Source organism: Gluconacetobacter johannae, assembly GCF_014174305.1.
In the GTDB taxonomy this organism is placed as follows: Bacteria; Pseudomonadota; Alphaproteobacteria; order Acetobacterales; family Acetobacteraceae; genus Gluconacetobacter; species Gluconacetobacter johannae.
In genome coordinates this window covers 176,356-194,581 of the sequence record NZ_JABEQH010000002.1, presented here as the reverse complement: position 1 = coordinate 194,581, position 18,226 = coordinate 176,356, and the positions used below count along the sequence as shown (strand labels likewise).

The 18,226-nt window shown below is 68.1% G+C and carries 21 protein-coding genes; 10 read left to right on the top strand and 11 right to left on the bottom strand.

Features of this window, described 5'->3' with window-relative positions; all coding sequences use genetic code 11:
- Positions 1 to 346: 346 nt before the first annotated feature.
- Positions 347 to 1,549: a cell division protein ZapE gene (gene zapE, locus HLH21_RS02440; protein WP_182940695.1), complete on the bottom strand. Its 1,203-nt coding sequence runs from the start codon at positions 1,547 to 1,549 to the stop codon at positions 347 to 349.
- A 217-nt stretch (positions 1,550 to 1,766) separates the two neighbouring features.
- Between zapE and HLH21_RS02435 the strand changes: the two genes are divergently transcribed.
- The 3 genes from HLH21_RS02435 (at position 1,767) to HLH21_RS02425 (ending at position 3,506) form a co-directional block, all read left to right on the top strand.
- On the top strand, positions 1,767 to 2,414 hold the full coding sequence (locus tag HLH21_RS02435; RefSeq protein ID WP_182940693.1) for a 2OG-Fe(II) oxygenase family protein: 648 nt from the start codon (positions 1,767 to 1,769) through the stop codon (positions 2,412 to 2,414).
- A gap of 90 nt (positions 2,415 to 2,504) precedes the next feature.
- Positions 2,505 to 2,900, top strand: coding sequence for a hypothetical protein (locus HLH21_RS02430; protein WP_182940691.1), 396 nt, complete (start codon positions 2,505 to 2,507; stop codon positions 2,898 to 2,900).
- A gap of 57 nt (positions 2,901 to 2,957) precedes the next feature.
- On the top strand, positions 2,958 to 3,506 hold the full coding sequence (locus HLH21_RS02425; protein WP_182940689.1) for a Spy/CpxP family protein refolding chaperone: 549 nt from the start codon (positions 2,958 to 2,960) through the stop codon (positions 3,504 to 3,506).
- A gap of 59 nt (positions 3,507 to 3,565) precedes the next feature.
- Here the strand turns inward: HLH21_RS02425 and zwf are convergent, their stop codons facing one another.
- Positions 3,566 to 5,110 (bottom strand): glucose-6-phosphate dehydrogenase, encoded by a 1,545-nt coding sequence (zwf, locus tag HLH21_RS02420; protein ID WP_182940687.1) that lies wholly within the window; start codon positions 5,108 to 5,110, stop codon positions 3,566 to 3,568.
- Between the two features lie 286 nt (positions 5,111 to 5,396).
- Here zwf and HLH21_RS02415 point away from each other — a divergent pair, with 286 nt between their 5' ends.
- From HLH21_RS02415 to HLH21_RS02390, 6 genes are all read left to right on the top strand, one after another.
- Positions 5,397 to 6,425, top strand: coding sequence for an aspartate-semialdehyde dehydrogenase (locus tag HLH21_RS02415; RefSeq protein WP_182940684.1), 1,029 nt, complete (start codon positions 5,397 to 5,399; stop codon positions 6,423 to 6,425).
- A gap of 187 nt (positions 6,426 to 6,612) precedes the next feature.
- Complete coding sequence (sdhC, locus tag HLH21_RS02410; RefSeq protein ID WP_182940682.1) at positions 6,613 to 7,071, top strand: succinate dehydrogenase, cytochrome b556 subunit; 459 nt, start codon at positions 6,613 to 6,615, stop codon at positions 7,069 to 7,071.
- Between the two features lies 1 nt (position 7,072).
- Entirely contained in the window at positions 7,073 to 7,495 is a 423-nt protein-coding gene (sdhD, locus tag HLH21_RS02405) for a succinate dehydrogenase, hydrophobic membrane anchor protein (protein WP_182940680.1), read from the top strand.
- Between the two features lie 104 nt (positions 7,496 to 7,599).
- Complete coding sequence (gene sdhA, locus HLH21_RS02400) at positions 7,600 to 9,411, top strand: succinate dehydrogenase flavoprotein subunit (RefSeq protein ID WP_182940678.1); 1,812 nt, start codon at positions 7,600 to 7,602, stop codon at positions 9,409 to 9,411.
- A gap of 28 nt (positions 9,412 to 9,439) precedes the next feature.
- Positions 9,440 to 10,222, top strand: a complete 783-nt coding sequence (locus HLH21_RS02395; RefSeq protein ID WP_182940676.1) for a succinate dehydrogenase iron-sulfur subunit — start codon at positions 9,440 to 9,442, stop codon at positions 10,220 to 10,222.
- A gap of 103 nt (positions 10,223 to 10,325) precedes the next feature.
- A complete protein-coding gene (locus HLH21_RS02390) occupies positions 10,326 to 10,988 on the top strand; it encodes a protein-tyrosine phosphatase family protein (RefSeq protein ID WP_182940674.1) in 663 nt (220 codons plus the stop codon).
- A gap of 23 nt (positions 10,989 to 11,011) precedes the next feature.
- Here the strand turns inward: HLH21_RS02390 and HLH21_RS02385 are convergent, their stop codons facing one another.
- From HLH21_RS02385 to HLH21_RS02365, 5 genes are all read right to left on the bottom strand, one after another.
- Positions 11,012 to 11,539 carry a helix-turn-helix domain-containing protein gene (locus HLH21_RS02385; protein ID WP_182940672.1) on the bottom strand — a complete coding sequence of 176 codons (528 nt, stop codon included), beginning with the start codon at positions 11,537 to 11,539 and terminating at the stop codon, positions 11,012 to 11,014.
- 301 nt (positions 11,540 to 11,840) lie between these two features.
- Complete coding sequence (lnt, locus tag HLH21_RS02380) at positions 11,841 to 13,322, bottom strand: apolipoprotein N-acyltransferase (RefSeq protein ID WP_182940865.1); 1,482 nt, start codon at positions 13,320 to 13,322, stop codon at positions 11,841 to 11,843.
- A gap of 94 nt (positions 13,323 to 13,416) precedes the next feature.
- On the bottom strand, positions 13,417 to 14,262 hold the full coding sequence (locus tag HLH21_RS02375; RefSeq protein WP_182940670.1) for a GNAT family N-acetyltransferase: 846 nt from the start codon (positions 14,260 to 14,262) through the stop codon (positions 13,417 to 13,419).
- Positions 14,259 to 14,750: a Fur family transcriptional regulator gene (locus HLH21_RS02370; protein ID WP_373319555.1), complete on the bottom strand. Its 492-nt coding sequence runs from the start codon at positions 14,748 to 14,750 to the stop codon at positions 14,259 to 14,261. Before HLH21_RS02370 ends, HLH21_RS02375 begins: the two co-directional genes overlap by 4 nt.
- A 91-nt stretch (positions 14,751 to 14,841) precedes the next feature.
- On the bottom strand, positions 14,842 to 15,246 hold the full coding sequence (locus tag HLH21_RS02365) for a MucR family transcriptional regulator (protein ID WP_182940666.1): 405 nt from the start codon (positions 15,244 to 15,246) through the stop codon (positions 14,842 to 14,844).
- A gap of 90 nt (positions 15,247 to 15,336) precedes the next feature.
- On the opposite strand from HLH21_RS02365, the gene HLH21_RS02360 reads away from it, so the two are divergent.
- A complete protein-coding gene (locus HLH21_RS02360; protein WP_182940664.1) occupies positions 15,337 to 15,615 on the top strand; it encodes a sulfurtransferase TusA family protein in 279 nt (92 codons plus the stop codon).
- On the opposite strand, the gene rimI is transcribed toward HLH21_RS02360, so the two are convergent.
- The 4 genes from rimI to HLH21_RS02340 are packed head-to-tail and all read right to left on the bottom strand — an operon-like array spanning position 15,612 to position 17,953.
- On the bottom strand, positions 15,612 to 16,091 hold the full coding sequence (rimI, locus tag HLH21_RS02355; RefSeq protein WP_182940662.1) for a ribosomal protein S18-alanine N-acetyltransferase: 480 nt from the start codon (positions 16,089 to 16,091) through the stop codon (positions 15,612 to 15,614). The genes HLH21_RS02360 and rimI overlap by 4 nt on opposite strands.
- On the bottom strand, positions 16,091 to 16,774 hold the full coding sequence (gene tsaB / locus HLH21_RS02350; RefSeq protein WP_182940660.1) for a tRNA (adenosine(37)-N6)-threonylcarbamoyltransferase complex dimerization subunit type 1 TsaB: 684 nt from the start codon (positions 16,772 to 16,774) through the stop codon (positions 16,091 to 16,093). The genes rimI and tsaB overlap by 1 nt, the downstream gene beginning before the upstream one ends.
- Before the next feature lie 10 nt (positions 16,775 to 16,784).
- Entirely contained in the window at positions 16,785 to 17,369 is a 585-nt protein-coding gene (locus HLH21_RS02345; protein WP_182940658.1) for a malonic semialdehyde reductase, read from the bottom strand.
- A 20-nt stretch (positions 17,370 to 17,389) separates the two neighbouring features.
- Complete coding sequence (locus tag HLH21_RS02340) at positions 17,390 to 17,953, bottom strand: NifU family protein (protein WP_182940656.1); 564 nt, start codon at positions 17,951 to 17,953, stop codon at positions 17,390 to 17,392.
- Positions 17,954 to 18,226 lie beyond the last annotated feature (273 nt).

Below are 18,226 nucleotides of genomic sequence, written 5' to 3'. Positions count from 1 at the left end.
CGTCACCTTTTGCGGTCCGCCGCCGTCTTTCGCCACGGTCAGGATTGCTCCACGCGCATACTCACCTTTATGTTTTCACCATGGCGCGTCCCGCGGACCGCAAAACGGGACCGCCCATACCCAAGCAAAGAGCGCACCACTTGCCTACCGCCCCGCCAGTCACAGCCACGCCATAAGCGTCACGATGCCGTGACCATTGGGAACGTTCGGCCGCGACCCGAACCGCGCCCGGGCGCGGCCGAAGGCAAATGGTGAATATGCAGGCATATTCTGCATGTTTTTTTTGCCTTGGCATTCCGCCGGCATGATTTTCGCCCCGACCGGGCCGCCGATGCGCCGCCTCCGCTCAGGACAGGTGCGGGAGGTCGAGATAGGCGACGCTCTGCATTTCCTCGAGGCGCGAGGCCGTGCGCTCGAACGCCTGCGCGCCTTCGCCGCGCTGGTAGATCGCATCGGGCTGGTCCTCGGCCGAGGCGAACAGTTTCACCTTCTGTTCGTACAAGGTGTCCACCAGCACGATGAAGCGGCGGGCGACGTCGAAATTATCGGGGCCCAGGCGGGGAATGTCGTCCAGGATCAGCGCCGGAAAGCGCGTGGCCAGCGCCAGGTAATCGCCGGCCCCCAGCGCCCGGCCGCACAGCGCGGGAAAGCTGAAGCGCGCGACGGGACCGGCGGCGACCGGAACCGCCAGCGACCGGCCCATGATGTCCAGCGTCACGGGGCGTACCGGCGCGCCGTCCGCCAGGCGCATGAAGATCGAATCCAGTTCCTGCGACGCATCGGGGCCGGGGGGGACGATCCACGTCGTCATGCCCCGCATGCCGCCGCGCCGGTAGTCGCGCGGGGAATCGAGCACCACCGTGTCCACCTCGCGCTGGATCACCGCGATGAAGGGGCGGAAGGCGTCGGCGCCCGGCCGGTTCTGGAACAGATCCTGCGGCTGGGTGTTCGACGTCGCGACCACGACCACGCCCTCGGCGAACAGATATTCGAACAGCCGGCCCAGGATCATCGCATCGGCGATGTCGTTCACCTGGAATTCGTCGAAGCACAGCAGCCAGGCCTCGTCCGCGATGGCGTGGGCCAGCGGCGGAATCGGGTCGGTCAGTTCGGGATGCGCGCGCTTCATGTCGTGCAGGCGCTGGTGCACGTCCTGCATGAAACGATGGAAATGCACGCGTTTCTTGTGCTCGACCGGCGCCAGCTCGAAGAACAGGTCCATCAGCATCGTCTTGCCGCGGCCGACCTGCCCGACCATGTAGACGCCGCGCGGCCGGGGCGCCGGGCTGGGCTGGCCCTGCAGGCCCAGCCGCGCCTTCAGCCCGCCCAGCAGGCCGCCCAGCCTGCCGTGGGGCGGGGCGGCCTGCCGCACCACGGGATGATAGCCCGGAAGTTCGCGCCACAGCCGGTCCAGCCGCGCGGCGGCCTTGGCCTGTTCGGGGTCCGGGGCCAGCAGGCCCGCATCCACCCGTGCCCGATACGCGGCGAGCGGTCCCGTTCCGGGCGGCAGATGCAGGTCGGAGGCGAAGGACGAAAGAACGGTTTCCATAACAACGCCGATAGCGCCAGCAACGGATGCCAGCAAGGGCATGCGCTCGCCAAACCGTGTCGTGACGGGCCTGCTCTCCATCTGGTGAACGCGAGACCCGTCCGATCGACCGAAAATGGAAGTATTTCGCAATGATCCCCGTTTGCCGGCGCCCCTTGGCGCGCCGGCAAACGGGGACTAGCATTCGGGCCCTGGCCCAACTGCCCGCGCAGGTTCCATGACCGTCCCCACCTCGATCCACCCCAACTATGCCGCGCTGGAGGCCGCCGCCGTCAGCACCGACCCGTTCGCGCATGTCGTGGTCCCGCATTTCGTCGGGCCGGACGATCTGGCGGCGCTGGTGGCGTCGATGCCGGACCTGTCGTCCGGCGGGTCGTTCCCCCCCGGATCGCTGACCCTGGCGCCACTGGTGCGCGGTCTGGTGGCGGAAATGGAGGGGCCGCGCCTGCGCGACGCCATCGCGCGCAAATTCGGCCTGGACCTGGACGACGCGCCGACCATGCTGACCCTGCGCGGCCGCACGCGCGAAAAGGACGGCCGCATCCATTGCGATTCCGTGGCCAAGCGGGTGACGGTGCTGCTGTACCTGAACCCGGCCCGCGAATCCTGGGCACGGCAGGAAGGGTGCCTGCGCCTGCTGCGCGGGCCGGACGATGTCGAGGATTACGTCGCCGAAATCCCGCCTGTCGACGGCACGCTGCTGATCTTTCCCAACGGCCCGACGACCTGGCACGGCCACCGGCAATATGTCGGCCGGCGCTATACCATCCAGTTGAACTACATGGAAAACGACGCCAAGGCCCGCAGCGAGATGCGGCGCCACCGCCTGTCGGCGCTTGCCAAGCGACTGTCTCGCGCGGCCTGATCTGTGCACCTGCCCCGAAGCGGCCGTGATTCGGACATGATCGCGGCCGATAGGGCAATGCCAAGATTTTTCTGGATAAAGGAGCCCCTCATGCGGGTTCGACCCCTTTCTTTCTTCCTGGCGACGCTGTGCCTGACCGGCACGATCGCGGCGACGAACGTGCCCGCGCCCGCCATGGCCCGACCCGACGGCCATGACTGGCGTGGCGGCGGTCGCGGCAACTGGGACCACGGCCACCGGGGATATGACAACCGGCGCGGCCCCGGATGGGGCGGTGGCGGCGGTGGCTATTACCATCACGGTTCCGGTGTCGGCATGGCCGTCGGCGCCGGCGTGGCCGGCCTGGCGGTCGGCGCGCTGCTGGGCGGGGCGCTGGCCGCGCAGGCCGCGCCGCCGCCCGGCGCCTACTATCCGCCGCAGCCGGAACCCCCGCCGCCGCCGCCGGCTTATTATCCGCAGGCGTCCTACGGGCCGCCGCCGTACTGATCTGGCCCCGCCGCCCACGTCCCCTTTTTGACCCGAATCACGGGAGTTGCCCTGTTCATGACCGTTCGCCGGTTCCCGATCCTCGCCGCCCTCGCCCTGCTCTCGTCGCCCGCCCTCGCGGCGGCGGCCGACGCGCCTGCCCCGGCTTCCGCCACCCCGCCGGCCCCTGCGCCGGCCGCCGCCGCGCCTGCTCCCGCCACGCCGGCCCCGGTCCCAGCGCCATCGGCGCCCGCGTCATCGGTCCCCGCGCATACACCCCACGACCAGACCCCCGATCAGGTGGAGACGCATATCGCGACCCTGCACCAGCAACTGGGCATCACGCCGGCGCAGGAGCAGCCCTGGGGGGCCTTCGCGCAACTGATGCGCGACAATGCCGAACGTTTCCGCGACTCCATCGCCCAGCGCCGGGACCGGCTCTCCAGCATGAGCGCCGCGGACAACATGCAATCCTATGCCGACCTGGTGACCCAGCGCGCGCAGGATCTGCAGGCGCTGAACATGGCGTTCCGCACGCTGTACAACGGCTTCACGGACATCCAGAAGAAACAGGCCGACACGCTGTTCCGCCAGTCCGACCAGCACGCCGCGACCCCGGCCAAATAAAGGCAAGGGCCTAGGCCCTTGCCGGGCTCGGGCAGGACCCGACCTTCCCAGGGCCAGCGTCAGGTCTGGTCCAGCGGGTACCAGGCCCGCCCGTCCCGCGCCAGCAGCGCGTCGGCCCCGGCGGGTCCGGTCGCGCCGGCGGGGTAGAATTCCAGGTCCTGCGCCGACTGCGCCCAGGCTTGCAGGACCGGATCGACCGCCGTCCAGGCGGCGTTGATGTTGTCCGCGCGCTGGAACAGCGTCGCGTCTCCGGTCAGGCAGTCATACAGCAGGGTTTCGTATCCCACATTGGGTTGCAGGTCGAACGCGTCCTCGTACCGGAAGCGCACCTGCACGTCGGCCAGATCCATCGCCGGGCCAGGGCGCTTGGCCCCCATCTCGATCGTCAGGCCCTGGGCGGGCTGGATGTTCACGATCATCCGGTTCGGCGGCAGGGCGGCGGTTTCGGTGCCCCGGAAAATCGCCACCGGCGGTTTCTTGAACTGCACCACCACCTCGGTGCGGCGGCCGCCCAGCGACTTGCCGGTCCGCAGGTAGAAGGGCACGCCCGACCAGCGCCAGTTATCGACATGCAGTTTCAGCGCGACATAGGTTTCCGTCACGCTGTCCTTCGCCACGCCGGCACTGTCGCGATAGGCCGCGACGGGCCGGTCCGCGACGACGCCCGTGCCATACTGGCCGCGCACCGCGTCGCGCGGATCTATGGGGCGAACGGATTCGAACAGCTGTTCCTTGGCGGTACGGACGGTCTCGGCGGAAAACGAGGCCGGCGGTTCCATCGCCACCATGGCGAACAGCTGGAACAGATGGTTCGGCACCATGTCGCGCAACGCGCCGGTGGGTTCGTAGAACGCGCCGCGCTGTTCCACCCCGATGGTCTCGGCGGCGGTGATCTGGACATGATCGACGTACTCGTTGCGCCACAGCGGCTCGAAGATCAGGTTGCCGAAGCGCATGGCCAGGATGTTCTGGACCGTTTCCTTGCCCAGGAAATGGTCGATCCGGTAGATCTGGCGCTCGTCCAGCACCGACAGCACCTGCTGGTTCAGCGCCCGGGCGGTCGCGAGGTCGGAGCCGAAGGGCTTTTCGATCACCACGCGGCGGAACATGTCGCCCTGTTCGCTCGTCAGGCCGGCCTGGCCCAGCATGGCCACCAGCGAACCGAAGAAGCGCGAGGGCACCGCCAGATAGAACACCGCGCTGCCCGGCAGCCGCGCGCCCAGGGCGCGGACCTGCTCCAGATCGCTGAAATCGGCCTGGACGTACTCCAGGCGTTCGGCGATCCACGACCAGGCGCCGGGGTCGATCTGCGGCGTGTAGAATTCGGCGTTCCGGTCGCGCGTGAACTCCTGCATCGTCGCGGCCAGCCCGTCGCGCCAGCCGGCGGTGTCGCCCGGCGTGCGATCGACCCCCAGGATGCGGAACTGCGCGTCCAGCAGGCCGCTGCCGGCCAGGTTGTACAGGGCCGGGATCAGCAACCGCTTGGTCAGGTCGCCGCGCGCACCGAAGATCACCAGCGTGCAGGGCGGGGCCGGATGGCTGCCCGAGGGCGGAATGGCATGCCGGCTGCGCGCCGGCGACGATATGTCGCGAGAAAAGGACATGGCGGAAACTCTCCTGAACACCCTGCCCGACCTTAGGACACCGGGCGCGCAGGGACATTGCGCCAGATCACGTCCGGCCATGTGACACCCCCCACCCCGGCGCGGCAAGGCATAATCCCGGCATCCCGCCCAGGTGAAAAAGGCAGGCGCCACGGCCGCCGAGCCGCGCCCGCCCGCCGGTTCGGCTTGCATAGCATCCGGGCAGGCACTACCTCTCTGCGTCTCTCTTTATCAGAGGCATTGGGTCGCCCGGACGGGCCGGGCGCACAGATCGGGGAATGGATCGATGGGGTACCGCGTTGCGGTCGTGGGCGCCACGGGGGCAGTCGGGCGCGAAATGCTGAAGACGCTGGCCGAGCGCGATTTTCCGGTGGACGAGATCGCGGCCCTGGCTTCGGCCCGCTCGGCGGGGCAGGAGGTCTCGTTCGGCGACAAAAGGGTTCTGAAGGTCCAGAACCTGGAACATTTCGACTTCACCGGCTGGGACATCGCCCTGTTCTCGCCCGGGGCGTCGGTGTCGGCAGTTCATGCGCCGCGCGCGGCCAAGGCCGGCTGCATCGTCATCGACAACACGTCGCATTTCCGCATGGAGCCCGACGTGCCGCTGGTGGTGCCCGAGGTCAATCCCGACGCGCTGAAGAAGGCGCGGCGCGGCATCATCGCCAACCCCAACTGCTCCACCATCCAGATGGTGGTGGCGCTGAAGCCGCTGCACGACCTGTTTTCCATCCGCCGCGTCGTCGTGGCGACGTACCAGGCCGTCGCCGGCGCGGGCAAGGAAGGCATGGATGAGCTGTTCGCCCAGTCGCGCGCCAGCTTCGTGGGCGACCCGCTGAAGGCCGAGCAGTTCACCAAGCAGATCGCCTTCAACTGCATTCCCCACATCGACCGTTTCATGGATGACGGCGCGACCAAGGAGGAATGGAAGATGGCGGTCGAGACCCGCAAAATCCTCGACCCTGACATCTCGGTTTTCGCTACCTGCGTGCGTGTTCCCGTCTTCATCGGCCATGCCGAGGCGGTGACGGTGGAGTTCGAGGAGCCGGTGGATCTGGAGCGCGCGCGCGACGTGCTGCGCGAGGCCCCCGGCGTCATCCTGCACGACCAGCGCGAGGATGGCGGATACGTCACGCCGATAGATTGTGTTGGCGAGGACGCCACTTACGTCTCGCGCCTCAGGGTCGACCCGACGGTTCCGAACGGCCTGGCCTTCTGGTGCGTGGCCGACAACCTCCGCAAGGGCGCGGCCCTGAATGCCGTGCAGATCGCCGAGGCGATGATTGCGCTCGACCTGATCGGCCGCAAGGCGGCCTGATCGACGGACCAGGAAACCGGAACGGTGCAAAACCGTTCCGGTTGCGGCCACCCACGCCGCTTTTGCACGTCTCGCGACCTCGTGTTCCCCCCTGCGTTGACCGCGCCCTTTCCCCGGCGTAGGACCGAACAGACACAAGGCAACGGAACAAACCGGAGCCATAATCAGGGAAATCGACGAGACGACCATGCAGGATGTCCGTGATGCGCTCTATATAGGGCACCGAAGCGACGGAACACTGACCCGGCGACCCATGTCCCCGCATCTCCAGGTCTATCGCTTCCGACTCTCCATGTTTCTTTCGATCGCGAACCGGGCGGCCGGCGTCGCCGCGGCGGCGGGTGCGGCGCTGGGCGTCTGCTGGCTGAACGCGGCGGCGAAAGGCCCCGAGTCCTTCAAGAAGGTTCAGAAGGTCACCCGACATCCGCTGGGCAAGCTGGCCCTGGTGGGCTGGACGCTGGCGCTGGTCTACCATTTCGTCGCGGGCCTGCGCCATCTTGCCTGGGATGCCGGCTACCGGTTCGAGAAGAAGAACATCAACGAGGACGGCCCCGTCGCCGTGGGCGTGACCGTAGGCGCCACGCTCGTGCTGGTCGCGACGATCTTCGGCCTGGCGGCCTGCCGTTCCAGAAAGAAGGCATCCTGACATGAACGCGACCCATATGCCGCGCATGGATGTCATGCGCTCCCAACTGTCCCGCGCGCGGGGGCTGGGCTCGGCCAAGACCGGGGTAAACCATTGGTGGATGGAGCGGATGTCCGCCGTCGCCCTGGTGCCGCTGTCCGGCTGGTTCGTGCTGCAGGTCATGCGCCTGGCCGGATCCAGCCAGGAAGACGTCGTGGAATGGGGCGGCAAGCCCACCAATTCCTCGATGCTGCTGGCCCTGATGGTACTGACCTTCTACCACATGCAGCTGGGCCTGCAGGTCATCATCGATGACTACGTGCATGGCAAGCCGCACCTGCCGGCCAGCCTGCTGATGAAGGGCGTGACGTTCCTGATCGGGCTGTTCGCCGTGATCGCCGTCCTGAAGCTGGCGCTTGCCCCTTCGCGAAAGGCCAGCGCCTGATCCGGCCCACCCGGCCGTCAGGCGCGTGACAGAGACAGTTCCGGCCCGGCGGCAGTCGTACAGCCGCCCATCGGACCGGACGAGAATCGGGACACGTCCAAGACATGAACGCGATCACCCTCCCTTCTTCAAATGCCTACAAGATCGTCGACCACGCCTATGACGTGGTCGTCGTCGGCGCCGGCGGATCGGGTCTGCGCGCCACGCTGGGCATGGGCGCCGCCGGCCTGAAGACCGCGTGCGTCACCAAGGTCTTCCCCACGCGCAGCCACACCGTCGCCGCCCAGGGCGGCATCGGCGCGTCGCTGGGCAACATGGCCGAGGACAACTGGCGCTGGCACATGTACGACACCGTCAAGGGGTCGGACTGGCTGGGCGACCAGGACGCCATCGAATATATGTGCCGCGAGGCGGTGCCCGCCGTGCAGGAGCTGGAACATCTCGGCGTTCCGTTCTCGCGCACCGAGGACGGCCGCATCTACCAGCGCCCGTTCGGCGGCCACATGCGTAATTTCGGCGAGGCCCCGGTGCCCCGCGCCTGCGCCGCCGCCGACCGCACCGGCCATGCCATCCTGCATACGCTGTACCAGCAATGCCTGAAGCATAACGTCGAATTCTTCGTCGAATATTTCGCCATCGACCTCATCATGGACGACGAAGGCGCATGCCGCGGCGTGATGGCATGGTGCCTGGAAGACGGCACCATGCACCGCTTCCGCGCCCAGACGGTGGTGCTGGCGACCGGCGGATATGGCCGCGCCTACCAGTCCTGCACCTCGGCCCATACCTGCACGGGCGACGGCGGCGGCATGGCGATGCGCGCGGGCGTGCCCACCCAGGACATGGAATTCGTGCAGTTCCACCCCACGGGCATCTATCCGGCCGGCTGCCTGCTGACCGAGGGCTGCCGTGGCGAGGGCGGATACCTGACCAATTCCGAGGGCGAGCGCTTCATGGAACGCTACGCGCCGACCGCCAAGGACCTGGCATCGCGCGACGTGGTGTCACGTTCCATGACCATCGAGATCAACGAAGGCCGGGGCTGTGGTCCGCACAAGGACTACATCATGATGCATCTGGAGCATCTGGGCGCCGAGCTGCTGCATGAACGCCTGCCCGGCATTTCCGAGACCGCGCGCATCTTCGCCGGCGTGGACGTGACCAAGGAACCGGTGCCCGTGCTGCCGACCGTGCATTACAACATGGGCGGCATTCCCACGAACTATCATGGCGAGGTCATCCGGCCGACGAAGGATGACGTCGACGCGGTGGTGCCCGGCCTGATGGCGGTCGGCGAGGCCGCGTGCGTGTCGGTCCATGGCGCCAACCGCCTGGGCACCAACTCGCTGCTCGACCTGGTGGTGTTCGGACGCGCCGCCGCCAAGCGCGCCGCCGAGATCATCAAGCCCGCCGAAACCATCGCCCCGCTGCCGCCCAAGGCCGGCGAGGCCGCGCTGGACCGGCTGGACAAGCTGCGCCACGCCAAGGGCGGCACCCATGTCGCGGCAATGCGCGAGACCCTGCAGCGCACGATGCAGAAGCATGCGGCCGTCTTCCGCAACACCAAGAGCCTTGCCGAAGGTGTCGAGAAGATCAAGGACATCTGGACCGGCGTGCCCGACCTGTCCATCGCGGACCGGTCGCTGATCTGGAACAGCGACCTGATGGAGGCGCTGGAGTTCGAGAACCTGCTGGCCAACGCCACCGTCACCATGGCGGGCGCCGACGCCCGGCACGAAAGCCGTGGCGCGCAGGCCCACGACGATTATCCCGATCGCGACGACAAGGAATGGATGAAGCACACGGTCGCCCATCTGGACGACAAGGGCGGCGTGGAACTGACCTATCGCCCCGTGCACATGAAGACCCTGACCGACGAAGTCCAGGTCTTCCCCCCCAAGAAGCGCGTCTACTGAAACGAAACGGCGGAAAAGGGACGAGACGATGGTCGAATTCAGCCTGCCAAAGAACAGCACGGTCGGGAAGGGTCGGATCTTTCCGGCCGCCCCGGGCGCCAAGAACGTCAAGTCGTTCGGGATCTATCGCTGGAACCCGGACGACGGCTCCAACCCGGTCGTCGACACCTACGAGATCGATCTGGACAAGATCGGCCCGATGGTGCTGGACGCGCTGATCCATATCAAGAACGACGTCGATCCGACGCTGACCTTCCGGCGGTCCTGCCGCGAAGGCATCTGCGGGTCGTGCGCGATGAACATCGACGGCGAGAACACGCTGGCCTGCCTGAAGCCCATCAAGGACGTGAAGGCGGCGGTGGCGATCTACCCGCTGCCGCACATGCCGGTGGTGAAGGATCTGGTACCCGACCTGAACGGCGCCTATGCCCAGTTGCGCTCGATCGAGCCGTGGATGAAATCCGACACGGCCCCGCCGCCGGATTCCGAACGCCGCCAGAGCATCGAGGAACGCGCGAAGCTGGACGGCATGTGGGAATGCATCCTGTGCTTCTGCTGCACGACCTCCTGCCCGTCCTACTGGTGGAACGGCGACCGCTATCTGGGTCCGGCCACCCTGCTGGCCGCCTATCGCTGGATCGCCGACAGCCGGGACGAGCACGCGGGCGAGCGCCTGGACGCGCTGGAGGATCCGCTGAAACTGTACGCCTGCCGCACGATCATGAACTGCACCCAGACCTGCCCCAAGGGCCTGAACCCGGCGAAGGCCATCGCCCGGATCAAGGAACTGCAACTGGAACGCAAGATCTGACCGGTCCATCCTGCGGGACAGATTGACGGGCGGGGCGTCGGATGGGACACATCCGGCGCCCCTTTTTCGTTTTTCACCCCGTGTCCCGAGGAGCCAGAATCCGGTGTTCGACGGAACCGCAGCCTCCGCCGCCGATCGGCGGCGCGCCTGGATCGACAGCCTGTTCGTCGATCACGCGATCTTCCGCCTGCCGTGGACCAATTTCGCCACCGTCGTCCCGGGCCGGGTCTATCGCTGCAACCACCCCACGCCGGCCCGGCTGGCGGCGGCCACGCGGCGCTACGGGCTGCGGACGCTGGTCAATCTGCGCGGGCACCGGAAATGCGGGTCGGACGCGCTGTCGCGCGACGCGGCGGCGCGGATCGGCCTGACCCATCTGGACATGGCGTTCGAAAGCCGGGGGGCGCCCCATCGCGACCGCATCCTGCGGTTCGAGGCAATGTACCGCACGCTGGATTTTCCGATGCTGATGCATTGCAAGTCCGGCGCCGACCGCGCGGGCCTGGCCTCGGGCCTGGTCATCCTGTTCGAAGGCGGGACGGCGGACCAGGCGCTGCGGCAGCTGTCCTGGCGGTTCGGCCATTTCAACCGGTCGCGCACCGGCATCCTGGACGCCTTCTTCCTGCGCTATCGCGCCGAGGCCGAGGGACGCCTGCCCTTCATGGAGTGGGTGCGGACCGAATATGACGAAACCCGCCTGCGCGGAGATTTCGTGGCCGGACGCCTGGCGTCGTTCCTGACCGACCAGGTGCTGCGGCGGGAATAGAAAGGGCGGGCTCCGCCCTGATATCAGGCCTGCGGCGCCATGGTGCGGATCAGGTCGAGCACCCGGCGGCGCACGGCCTGATCCTCGATCCGGTAATAGATCCGCACCAGTTCGATCGTCTCGCGCCGGGAAAACAGCGCCGCTTCGCTGGCCGGCAGGCCCGAGGTGGTGGCGCCGCCGAACGCTTCCTGCGCCTGGGCGAAGCCGGGCGTCTGCATGCCGCCCGTCGCCCGTCCGCCGACGGGGCGCTCCAGCCCGTCGAAGAAGAAGCTGACCGGCACATCCAGCACGCCCGACAATTCGAACAGGCGGGACGCGCTGACCCGGTTGACGCCGCGCTCGTATTTCTGGACCTGCTGGAACGTCAGCCCCACGGCATCGGCCAGCCGCTCCTGCGACAGGCCCATCAAAGTCCGGCGGAGGCGAATACGACTACCGACATGGACGTCCACGGGACTCGGACCCGCACTACTCTTTTCGGTCAAAAGCTCCGCCTGCCCTTCATACGCATCGTGGCCGCTATAATGCTGAATTAACGATTGATTTACCATTGAATGACCGTCTCCGTAATTAACATTTTGGAAAATTTTTCTTCGGCAGGCACCGACCGGGCAGATAAAAATGTTTTGAAACAATAACTTGAAGCACCGTTCAACGCACTCCGTGAGTGCGAATTGCTCTTATCTTCAATAACATAGCATAAAAATATGGCGAAATTCCGGGGATCTGCGGGATCGGTCCGCCATGCAGCCGCAGGCCCCGCTTCACTGGACGTCGATCGGCGCTGCCCGACGCGTCCTCACCATCCTCGACGGAAGGTGCTGAATCAGATGAAGATGCGCGCCATAACGCTCATGCGTATCGGCCTGCGCCACCCACGCGCCACAGCGCCGCAAGCAGGATCGCGCCCATCGCCAGCCCGAACGGAACCCAACGGCCGAACAGACCGAAGATCGTCACGGGCAGCGTGCCCGTCAATTGAACGACCAGGACCCCCTGCCGGTTCCATCCCAAGCGCACGATTTCGTGACCATGGGCGTCGAAAGCAGCGGAAATGCCGGTATTGGCGGCGCGCGCGATCGGCATGCCTTCCTCGACCGCGCGGATGCGGACGGCAGCCAGATGCTGGCGGGGGCCGGCGGTATTGCCGTACCAGGCGTCATTGGTGACGTTCACCAGCCAGTCCGGCCGATCCCGCCGATCGACGACCTGGCCGGAAAAAATGACCTCGTAACAGATCAGCGGCCCGACAGGGGCCACGCCGGGCAGATGCCAGGTCCGCAGCCCAGGTCCGGGGGCCATGCCGTCGCCGGGCACCACGTGAAAGGGCAGGAAGGGGGGCTGGTATTCGCCGAACGGCACCAGATGCGCCTTGTCGTAGAGGTCGGCCAGCCGGCCGTCGGGTTCGGCCACCGCCATCACGCTGTTGCGCCAGCGGTCGTTTTCGTCGCGGCGCATGCTGCCGATCACCCCCGCGCGCGCACCGGCGCCGGCACGCGCGACCATCTGCCGCGCCACATCGTCTTCCTGCAACAGGCCGGGAAAGGCGCTTTCGGGCCAGGCGAACACGACCGACCGCCCCGATGCCGCCGGCCCGGCCAGCGCCTGGGCCACGCCCTGCCGCGTCAGGGCCAGATAGCGCCGGAAGATCGCGATATCGTCCTCGCCCGAGATCTTCTGGGTTTCCGGCACGTTGCCCTGCACCAGGACCACCACCGGATTATGGCCCACCGGAAGGGGCCGCAGCGCCAGCAGCGCCCCGCCCAGAATCGCCCAGGCCAGGACCCCGCCAAGGGACACCGCCACGCCCCGCCGCCCCGCCAGCGGCAGCAGCGCCAGCAGGACCGTGCCCAGGGTCAGGCCGTCCACCCCCACCCAGGCGGCGGGCTGGATCATCACGTCGCCCGGCAGGCCCGGCAGTTCCCACCCGCTGCCCAGCGGATTCCACGGAAAGCCGCTGAAGATGAAGACCCGCGCCATGTCGAACAGGGTCCACAGCCCGGCGAAGGCCAGGCCGCGCCGCCAGCCGGCGGGCGCCAGGCGGCACAGGGCGGCCGGGGCGGCGGCCATCGGCGCCAGGATCAGCGCGCAGCCCGGCGCCGCCAGCGGCACCAGCCACCAGAAGGTGTCCACCCGCACCAGGATCGCGTCGGTCAGCCAGTACAGCCCCGCCGTGTGCAGCCCCAGCCCGAACATGAAGCCGCGCCGCGCAGCACCCCGCCACGACCCGGCGCGGTCGATCGCCCGCATCAGCAGCGGGAAGCACAGGGCCAGGACGGGCAGCAGATCGACCGGCGGAAAGGCCAGCGCCGCCAGCGCGCCCACCAGCAGCATCAGCAGGTCGGCCCGCCAGCCGTGACGGTCGGCCACGCGCGCCGCCACCCCGCGCCAGGACAGGGGCGGACAGACCAACCCGCCGGCGGCGGTCCTAGTCGAGAGCGTCACGCAGCCGGCGTTCGTAATGGCGGTAATATTTGTCGGCCAGCAGTTCGCTTTTGACGATCACCGCGACATCGGTGGTGTTGAACTGATCGTCCACCACCGCACCGTCCCCGACAAAGCCGCCCAGCCGCAGATAGCCCTTGATAAGGGGCGGCAGGCGCGCCAGGCAGCGCCGGTGATCGAGCCCGTGCGGATCGGTCCGCAGCATTTCCACCCGCCGGTCGGGCAGCGCGCGCAGCCGCAGCGCGGGCGGCGCCAGGTGATTGTGGTACAGATAGGTCAGTTCGTCGCCCAGCGGTCCGGGGTCGGTCCCCGGCAGGCTGGCGCAGCCGAACAGCACGTCGATCCGGTGCAGGAAGATGTACGAGGCGATGCCCCGCCACAGCAGTTGCATCGCCGCGCGCCCGCGATAACGTGGATCGACGCAGGACCGCCCGACCTCCAGCAGCCGTCCGGGGAAGTCGGTCAGGGGCGAGATATCGTACTCGCCCGACGTATAGAACCGGCCGACCTTCTGGGCCATGTCGCCCTGCAGCAGGCGATAGGTGCCCACCACGCCCTTGGCCCCGGACGAAATCGCGTGGTCGATCACCAGCAGATGGTCGGCGACCTCGTCGAACGCATCGATGTCGCGGCGCAGCCGCAAGGTGCGTTCGTCGGGGCGGGCACCCATTTCCTCGTAGAACACGCGGTAGCGCAGGGCCTGGGCCGCATCGCGCTCGGCCTCGTTGGCGGCGATCCGCACGCCCAGATTGCCCCCGCGCAGTTCGGGAAAGCCGTTTCGTTCGAGTTCCAGCGTCGACAGGGACTGGATCGATTTCTCGATGCTCACCGCCGTGGTCCATTCTTGCTGTCGGCCGCCGCCTGCGGCGCGGCCATGTCGGCGACCGGCACCCGTTTCCTGCGCGCGAACAGTTCCAGCCGATGGGACACCAGGTCAAAGCCCAGGCGCTCGGCGATGCGGTGCATCAGCGCGGTGTGCTCGGCATCCTCGAACTCGACGACCTTGCCGGTGTCCACGTCGATCAGATGGTAATGGTCGCCTTCCTCGGTCGCTTCGTAGCGCGCGCGGCCGCCGCCGAAATCCCGGCGTTCCAGGATTCCCTTTTCCTCCAGCAGGCGCACGGTGCGATAGACGGTCGCAACCGAGATCCGGGAATCCAGGATGGCCGCGCGGCGGTACAGCTCCTCCACGTCGGGATGGTCCGCGGCCTCGGACAGGACGCGGGCGATCACACGCCGCTGGCCCGTCATCTTGAGGCCCCGCTCGATGCACATGCGCCCGATGCGCGATTCCATTGCGTCGCCGGCCGCTACCATGTCAGCGGGCCCGGCCGAACATCAGTCGTCTTGTGCAACGAAGCTATCGCCTCCCCTCGATCGGGCCTTGCCGTCATCGGGCCACTCTCGTTCATTCCTCGCGCTTCGTGCCCAGTCCGATTTTCCGCGCCAGGGATGACCGATGGCTGGCGTAGTTCGGCGCAACCATCGGATAGTCATGCGGCAGGCCCCACCGCTCCCGATACTCGTCCGGGGTCAGGTTATAGGCTGTTTTCAAATGGCGCTTCAACATTTTCAGCTTCTTGCCATCTTCCAGGCAGACGATGTAATCGGGAAACACCGATTTCTTCGCCGGCACCGCCGGCACGGGCCGTTCCGGCTCGGGGGCGGCGCGCCCCACGCTGTCCAGCGTCGCATAGGTTTTCTGGATCAGGTCCGGCACCGCCGATGCCTCCATTGCATTTCCCGAGACATAGGCCGCGACAATCTGCGCCGTCAGTTCCCGCAGACCGCCAGTACCCGTTTCGTTGGCCATCACCACAATCCCGCCAGTAAAACAAACCCCGCCCCTATATAATTGAACCCGGTGCGCCCGCAACCGCATCCACGCAGGAGACACCACAACATGATCGATACTGAACCAGGGGCCATGGATATCGTGACGATAGACATCACCGGCGACATCTGCCCCATGACCTTCGTGCGGACCCGCCTGGCCCTGGACCGGCTGCCGCCCGGGGGGCGGCTGCGCGTGCGGCTGCGCGGAGCGGTTCCGCTGGACAATGTCACCCGCAGCGCCCGCCAGCTGGGCCACGGCGTGACCCGGCTGCCGGATGCGGGCGGCGACGTGCATGAGATCCTGATCGTCAAGGCCGCAAGGGAGGCTGCCCCGCGCCCAGGCTAAGGTTCCGGGTCGTCCAGCGCCGCCGCCAGGACGAAGGCATCCGACCCGTCGGGATAATAGGCCCGGCGACGCCCGGCCTCGGCGAAGCCGGCGGCGCGGTACAGGGCGCGAGCGGCCACATTCCCGGCCGAGACCTCCAGGAACAGGCGGCGGGCGCCGTGCGACGCGGCCTCGGTCCGCAGCCAGGCCAGCAGGGCGCGGCCCAGCCCCTGGCGGCGCGCCTCGCCCCGCACCGCCAGGGTCAGGATTTCGGCCTCGTCCGCCGCGACCCGGCCCATGACGAAGCCGCCGGGCGCCTCCGCCCCGCACCGCGCCACGCCGGCGAAGGTGCCGGGCATGGCCAGCAGCACGTCCATCGCCGCGGCGTCCCAGCGTTCGCCGGGCGGGAAGGCCTCGGCATGCAGCGCCGCCAGCAGGGCGGCGGCCTGCGGGCCGGCGCGGACGACCGGGGGCAGGCCCACCAGGGGCGGGCGCATCAGCGCGGGGCCGGGCGCAGGCCGGCGGCGGGCAATTTGGCCTCGGGCGGATCGACATACAGCGGCAGCGCCTCACGCATCGGCCCGCCACCCGCGCGCGCGGCCAGGGCGGCGCGTGCGATCATCGCGGCATCCGGCGCCGTCCAGTGCGACAGCGCGATATCGTCCCGCCCGGCGCCCCGCGCCGCGCGGATGTCGGATGCGGCGTCCCCCGCCAGCAGCAGCGGGCCTTCCGGCAGCAGCAGGGTATCCACCGCCGCCGCCCGGACCTGGCCGTCCTGCTCGACGAAGACACGCCCGCGACGGGCCGCCGACAGGCACAGCACCGCGCGGCCGTCTCCGGCCTCGGCCCGCAGGGCGGGGGCAAGGGCGTCGCCCGTGGTCACGCCGACGACCGGGCACCCCGTCCCCAGCGCCAGCCCGTGCGCCAGCGCCAGCGTCGCCCGCAGGCCGGTGAAGGACCCCGGCCCGACCACCGCCGCGATCAGGTCCAGCGCGTCGGGCCGCCAGGCGCACGCCGCCAGCAGGGCGGCGCAACGGGCCGGCATCGCCTCGGCCCCGCCCCGGCCGGGCAGGTCCAGCACCCGTACCGGCCGCGCCTCGCCGTCGGCCACGGTGACGCAGGCCAGCAGGGCCGAGCCGGCGGCCCCCGCCGGGGCGCCATTGAGAACGAGGATCCGCATGCCGAGGGGCCTAGAGCAGCAGGCAGGCTTCGTCGAAGGTCAGGCGCGGCGCGCGCGGCAACGCCGGCGGCCCGTCCGCATAGCCGAGACTGACAAGGAAATTGGCCCGCCAACCCTGGCCGGCCAGGAACGAATCCTCGACCGCATAGGCGTCGAAGCCCGAGATCGGCAGCACGTCCAGGCCCAGCGCCCGTGCCGCCAGGATCAGGTAGCCGCCTTGCAGCGTGCCGTTGCGAAAGGCGGTTTCCTCGGCCAGCCCCACATCGGCGGCGAACCACGCGCGCAGGCCGGGCTCGGGATTCAGCACGCCCAGCCGGTCGAAGAACAGCGGGTCATGGGCCACGATCACCGTCACCGGCGCGGACAGCACCTTGTCCACATTGCCGTCGGACAAGGCGGAGCGCAGCCGTTCGCGATTATCCTGCGTCCGCAGGAACACGAACCGGGCGGGCGAGCAATTGCCCGAGGTCGGGCCCAGCCGCACCAGATCGTACAATTGCCGCAGCGTGTCGTCCGACACCGGGGCATCGCGCCAGCCCTGGGGCGTGCGCGCCGTACGGAACAGCAGGTCCAGCCCCGCCTCGTCCAGACTCATCTTGTCTTCCTTTTCTGCCGTCAGGCGTCCACCTGCTCGACCGAGACCACTTCGGGCACATAATGGCGCAACATGTTTTCCACGCCATGCTTCAATGTCGCGCGCGACGACGGGCAGCCCGAGCACGCGCCCTGCATCGTCAGGCGCACGATCCCGTCGCGATAGCCCCGAAACACGATGTCGCCGCCATCGCCCGCCACCGCCGGCCTCACCCGCGTGTCAAGCAACTCCTTGATCTGACGAACGATTTCCTCGTCCTCCGGCGCGATTGCTTCCTCGTCCACCGCCGCATCGGCCTCGACCACCGGCAGGCCCGAGACGAAGAAATCGACCAGGATGGACAGGATCTGCGGCTTCAGCACCGCCCAGTCGGCCGTATCGTCCTTGGTCACCGCCACGAAATCGCCGCCCAGGAAGATGCGGGCGACGCCCGGCTGGCTGAAGACCGCGTCGGCCAGCTTCGACCGGCCGGCCACCGAGTCGGGGCTGATGAAGTCCGCCGTGGTGCGGCCGGGCATGATCTCGCGCCCCGGCAGGAACTTCAGGGTCGCGGGATTGGGGGTGTCTTCGGTTTCGATGAACATCGGGGGGCCTCGTCCAGCCTGGTCACGGGAAAGCGGACTGCACCAGTCCGGTTATTGTCCAGATGTGCCAAGAAGCCGGCCGAAACAAGCCCCTTCGTTGCATGGGAGGGACAAGCCGGCCGGCCGCCCGAACCCGGAAGACGCGCCTGGGCCGCGCGAACATCCGTGCAGGTGTTTGAGAAATGTCATGGCGAAATGTCGCGGACCCAGGTGAAATGCGTTGACATATCCTGCCCCGCTCTGGCCTTGCATGAACGGTCGCCCGACCGGCGC

Excerpts from the sequence above, each read along its gene's own strand:
- HLH21_RS02415 (WP_182940684.1), top strand. The coding sequence starts at position 5,397 with ATGGGGTACCGCGTTGCGGTCGTGGGCGCCACGGGGGCAGTCGGGCGC.
- HLH21_RS02430 (WP_182940691.1), top strand. The coding sequence starts at position 2,505 with ATGCGGGTTCGACCCCTTTCTTTCTTCCTGGCGACGCTGTGCCTGACC.
- sdhC (WP_182940682.1), top strand. The coding sequence starts at position 6,613 with ATGCAGGATGTCCGTGATGCGCTCTATATAGGGCACCGAAGCGACGGA.
- zapE (WP_182940695.1), bottom strand. The coding sequence starts at position 1,549 with ATGGAAACCGTTCTTTCGTCCTTCGCCTCCGACCTGCATCTGCCGCCC.
- zwf (WP_182940687.1), bottom strand. The coding sequence starts at position 5,110 with ATGTCCTTTTCTCGCGACATATCGTCGCCGGCGCGCAGCCGGCATGCC.
- HLH21_RS02435 (WP_182940693.1), top strand. The coding sequence starts at position 1,767 with ATGACCGTCCCCACCTCGATCCACCCCAACTATGCCGCGCTGGAGGCC.
- HLH21_RS02385 (WP_182940672.1), bottom strand. The coding sequence starts at position 11,539 with ATGGTAAATCAATCGTTAATTCAGCATTATAGCGGCCACGATGCGTAT.
- HLH21_RS02365 (WP_182940666.1), bottom strand. The coding sequence starts at position 15,246 with ATGGCCAACGAAACGGGTACTGGCGGTCTGCGGGAACTGACGGCGCAG.
- tsaB (WP_182940660.1), bottom strand. The coding sequence starts at position 16,774 with ATGCGGATCCTCGTTCTCAATGGCGCCCCGGCGGGGGCCGCCGGCTCG.
- HLH21_RS02345 (WP_182940658.1), bottom strand. The coding sequence starts at position 17,369 with ATGAGTCTGGACGAGGCGGGGCTGGACCTGCTGTTCCGTACGGCGCGC.
- HLH21_RS02340 (WP_182940656.1), bottom strand. The coding sequence starts at position 17,953 with ATGTTCATCGAAACCGAAGACACCCCCAATCCCGCGACCCTGAAGTTC.
- rimI (WP_182940662.1), bottom strand. The coding sequence starts at position 16,091 with ATGCGCCCGCCCCTGGTGGGCCTGCCCCCGGTCGTCCGCGCCGGCCCG.
- HLH21_RS02360 (WP_182940664.1), top strand. The coding sequence starts at position 15,337 with ATGATCGATACTGAACCAGGGGCCATGGATATCGTGACGATAGACATC.
- sdhD (WP_182940680.1), top strand. The coding sequence starts at position 7,073 with ATGAACGCGACCCATATGCCGCGCATGGATGTCATGCGCTCCCAACTG.
- HLH21_RS02425 (WP_182940689.1), top strand. The coding sequence starts at position 2,958 with ATGACCGTTCGCCGGTTCCCGATCCTCGCCGCCCTCGCCCTGCTCTCG.
- sdhA (WP_182940678.1), top strand. The coding sequence starts at position 7,600 with ATGAACGCGATCACCCTCCCTTCTTCAAATGCCTACAAGATCGTCGAC.
- HLH21_RS02395 (WP_182940676.1), top strand. The coding sequence starts at position 9,440 with ATGGTCGAATTCAGCCTGCCAAAGAACAGCACGGTCGGGAAGGGTCGG.
- HLH21_RS02370 (WP_373319555.1), bottom strand. The coding sequence starts at position 14,750 with ATGGTAGCGGCCGGCGACGCAATGGAATCGCGCATCGGGCGCATGTGC.
- lnt (WP_182940865.1), bottom strand. The coding sequence starts at position 13,322 with ATGCTGCTGGTGGGCGCGCTGGCGGCGCTGGCCTTTCCGCCGGTCGAT.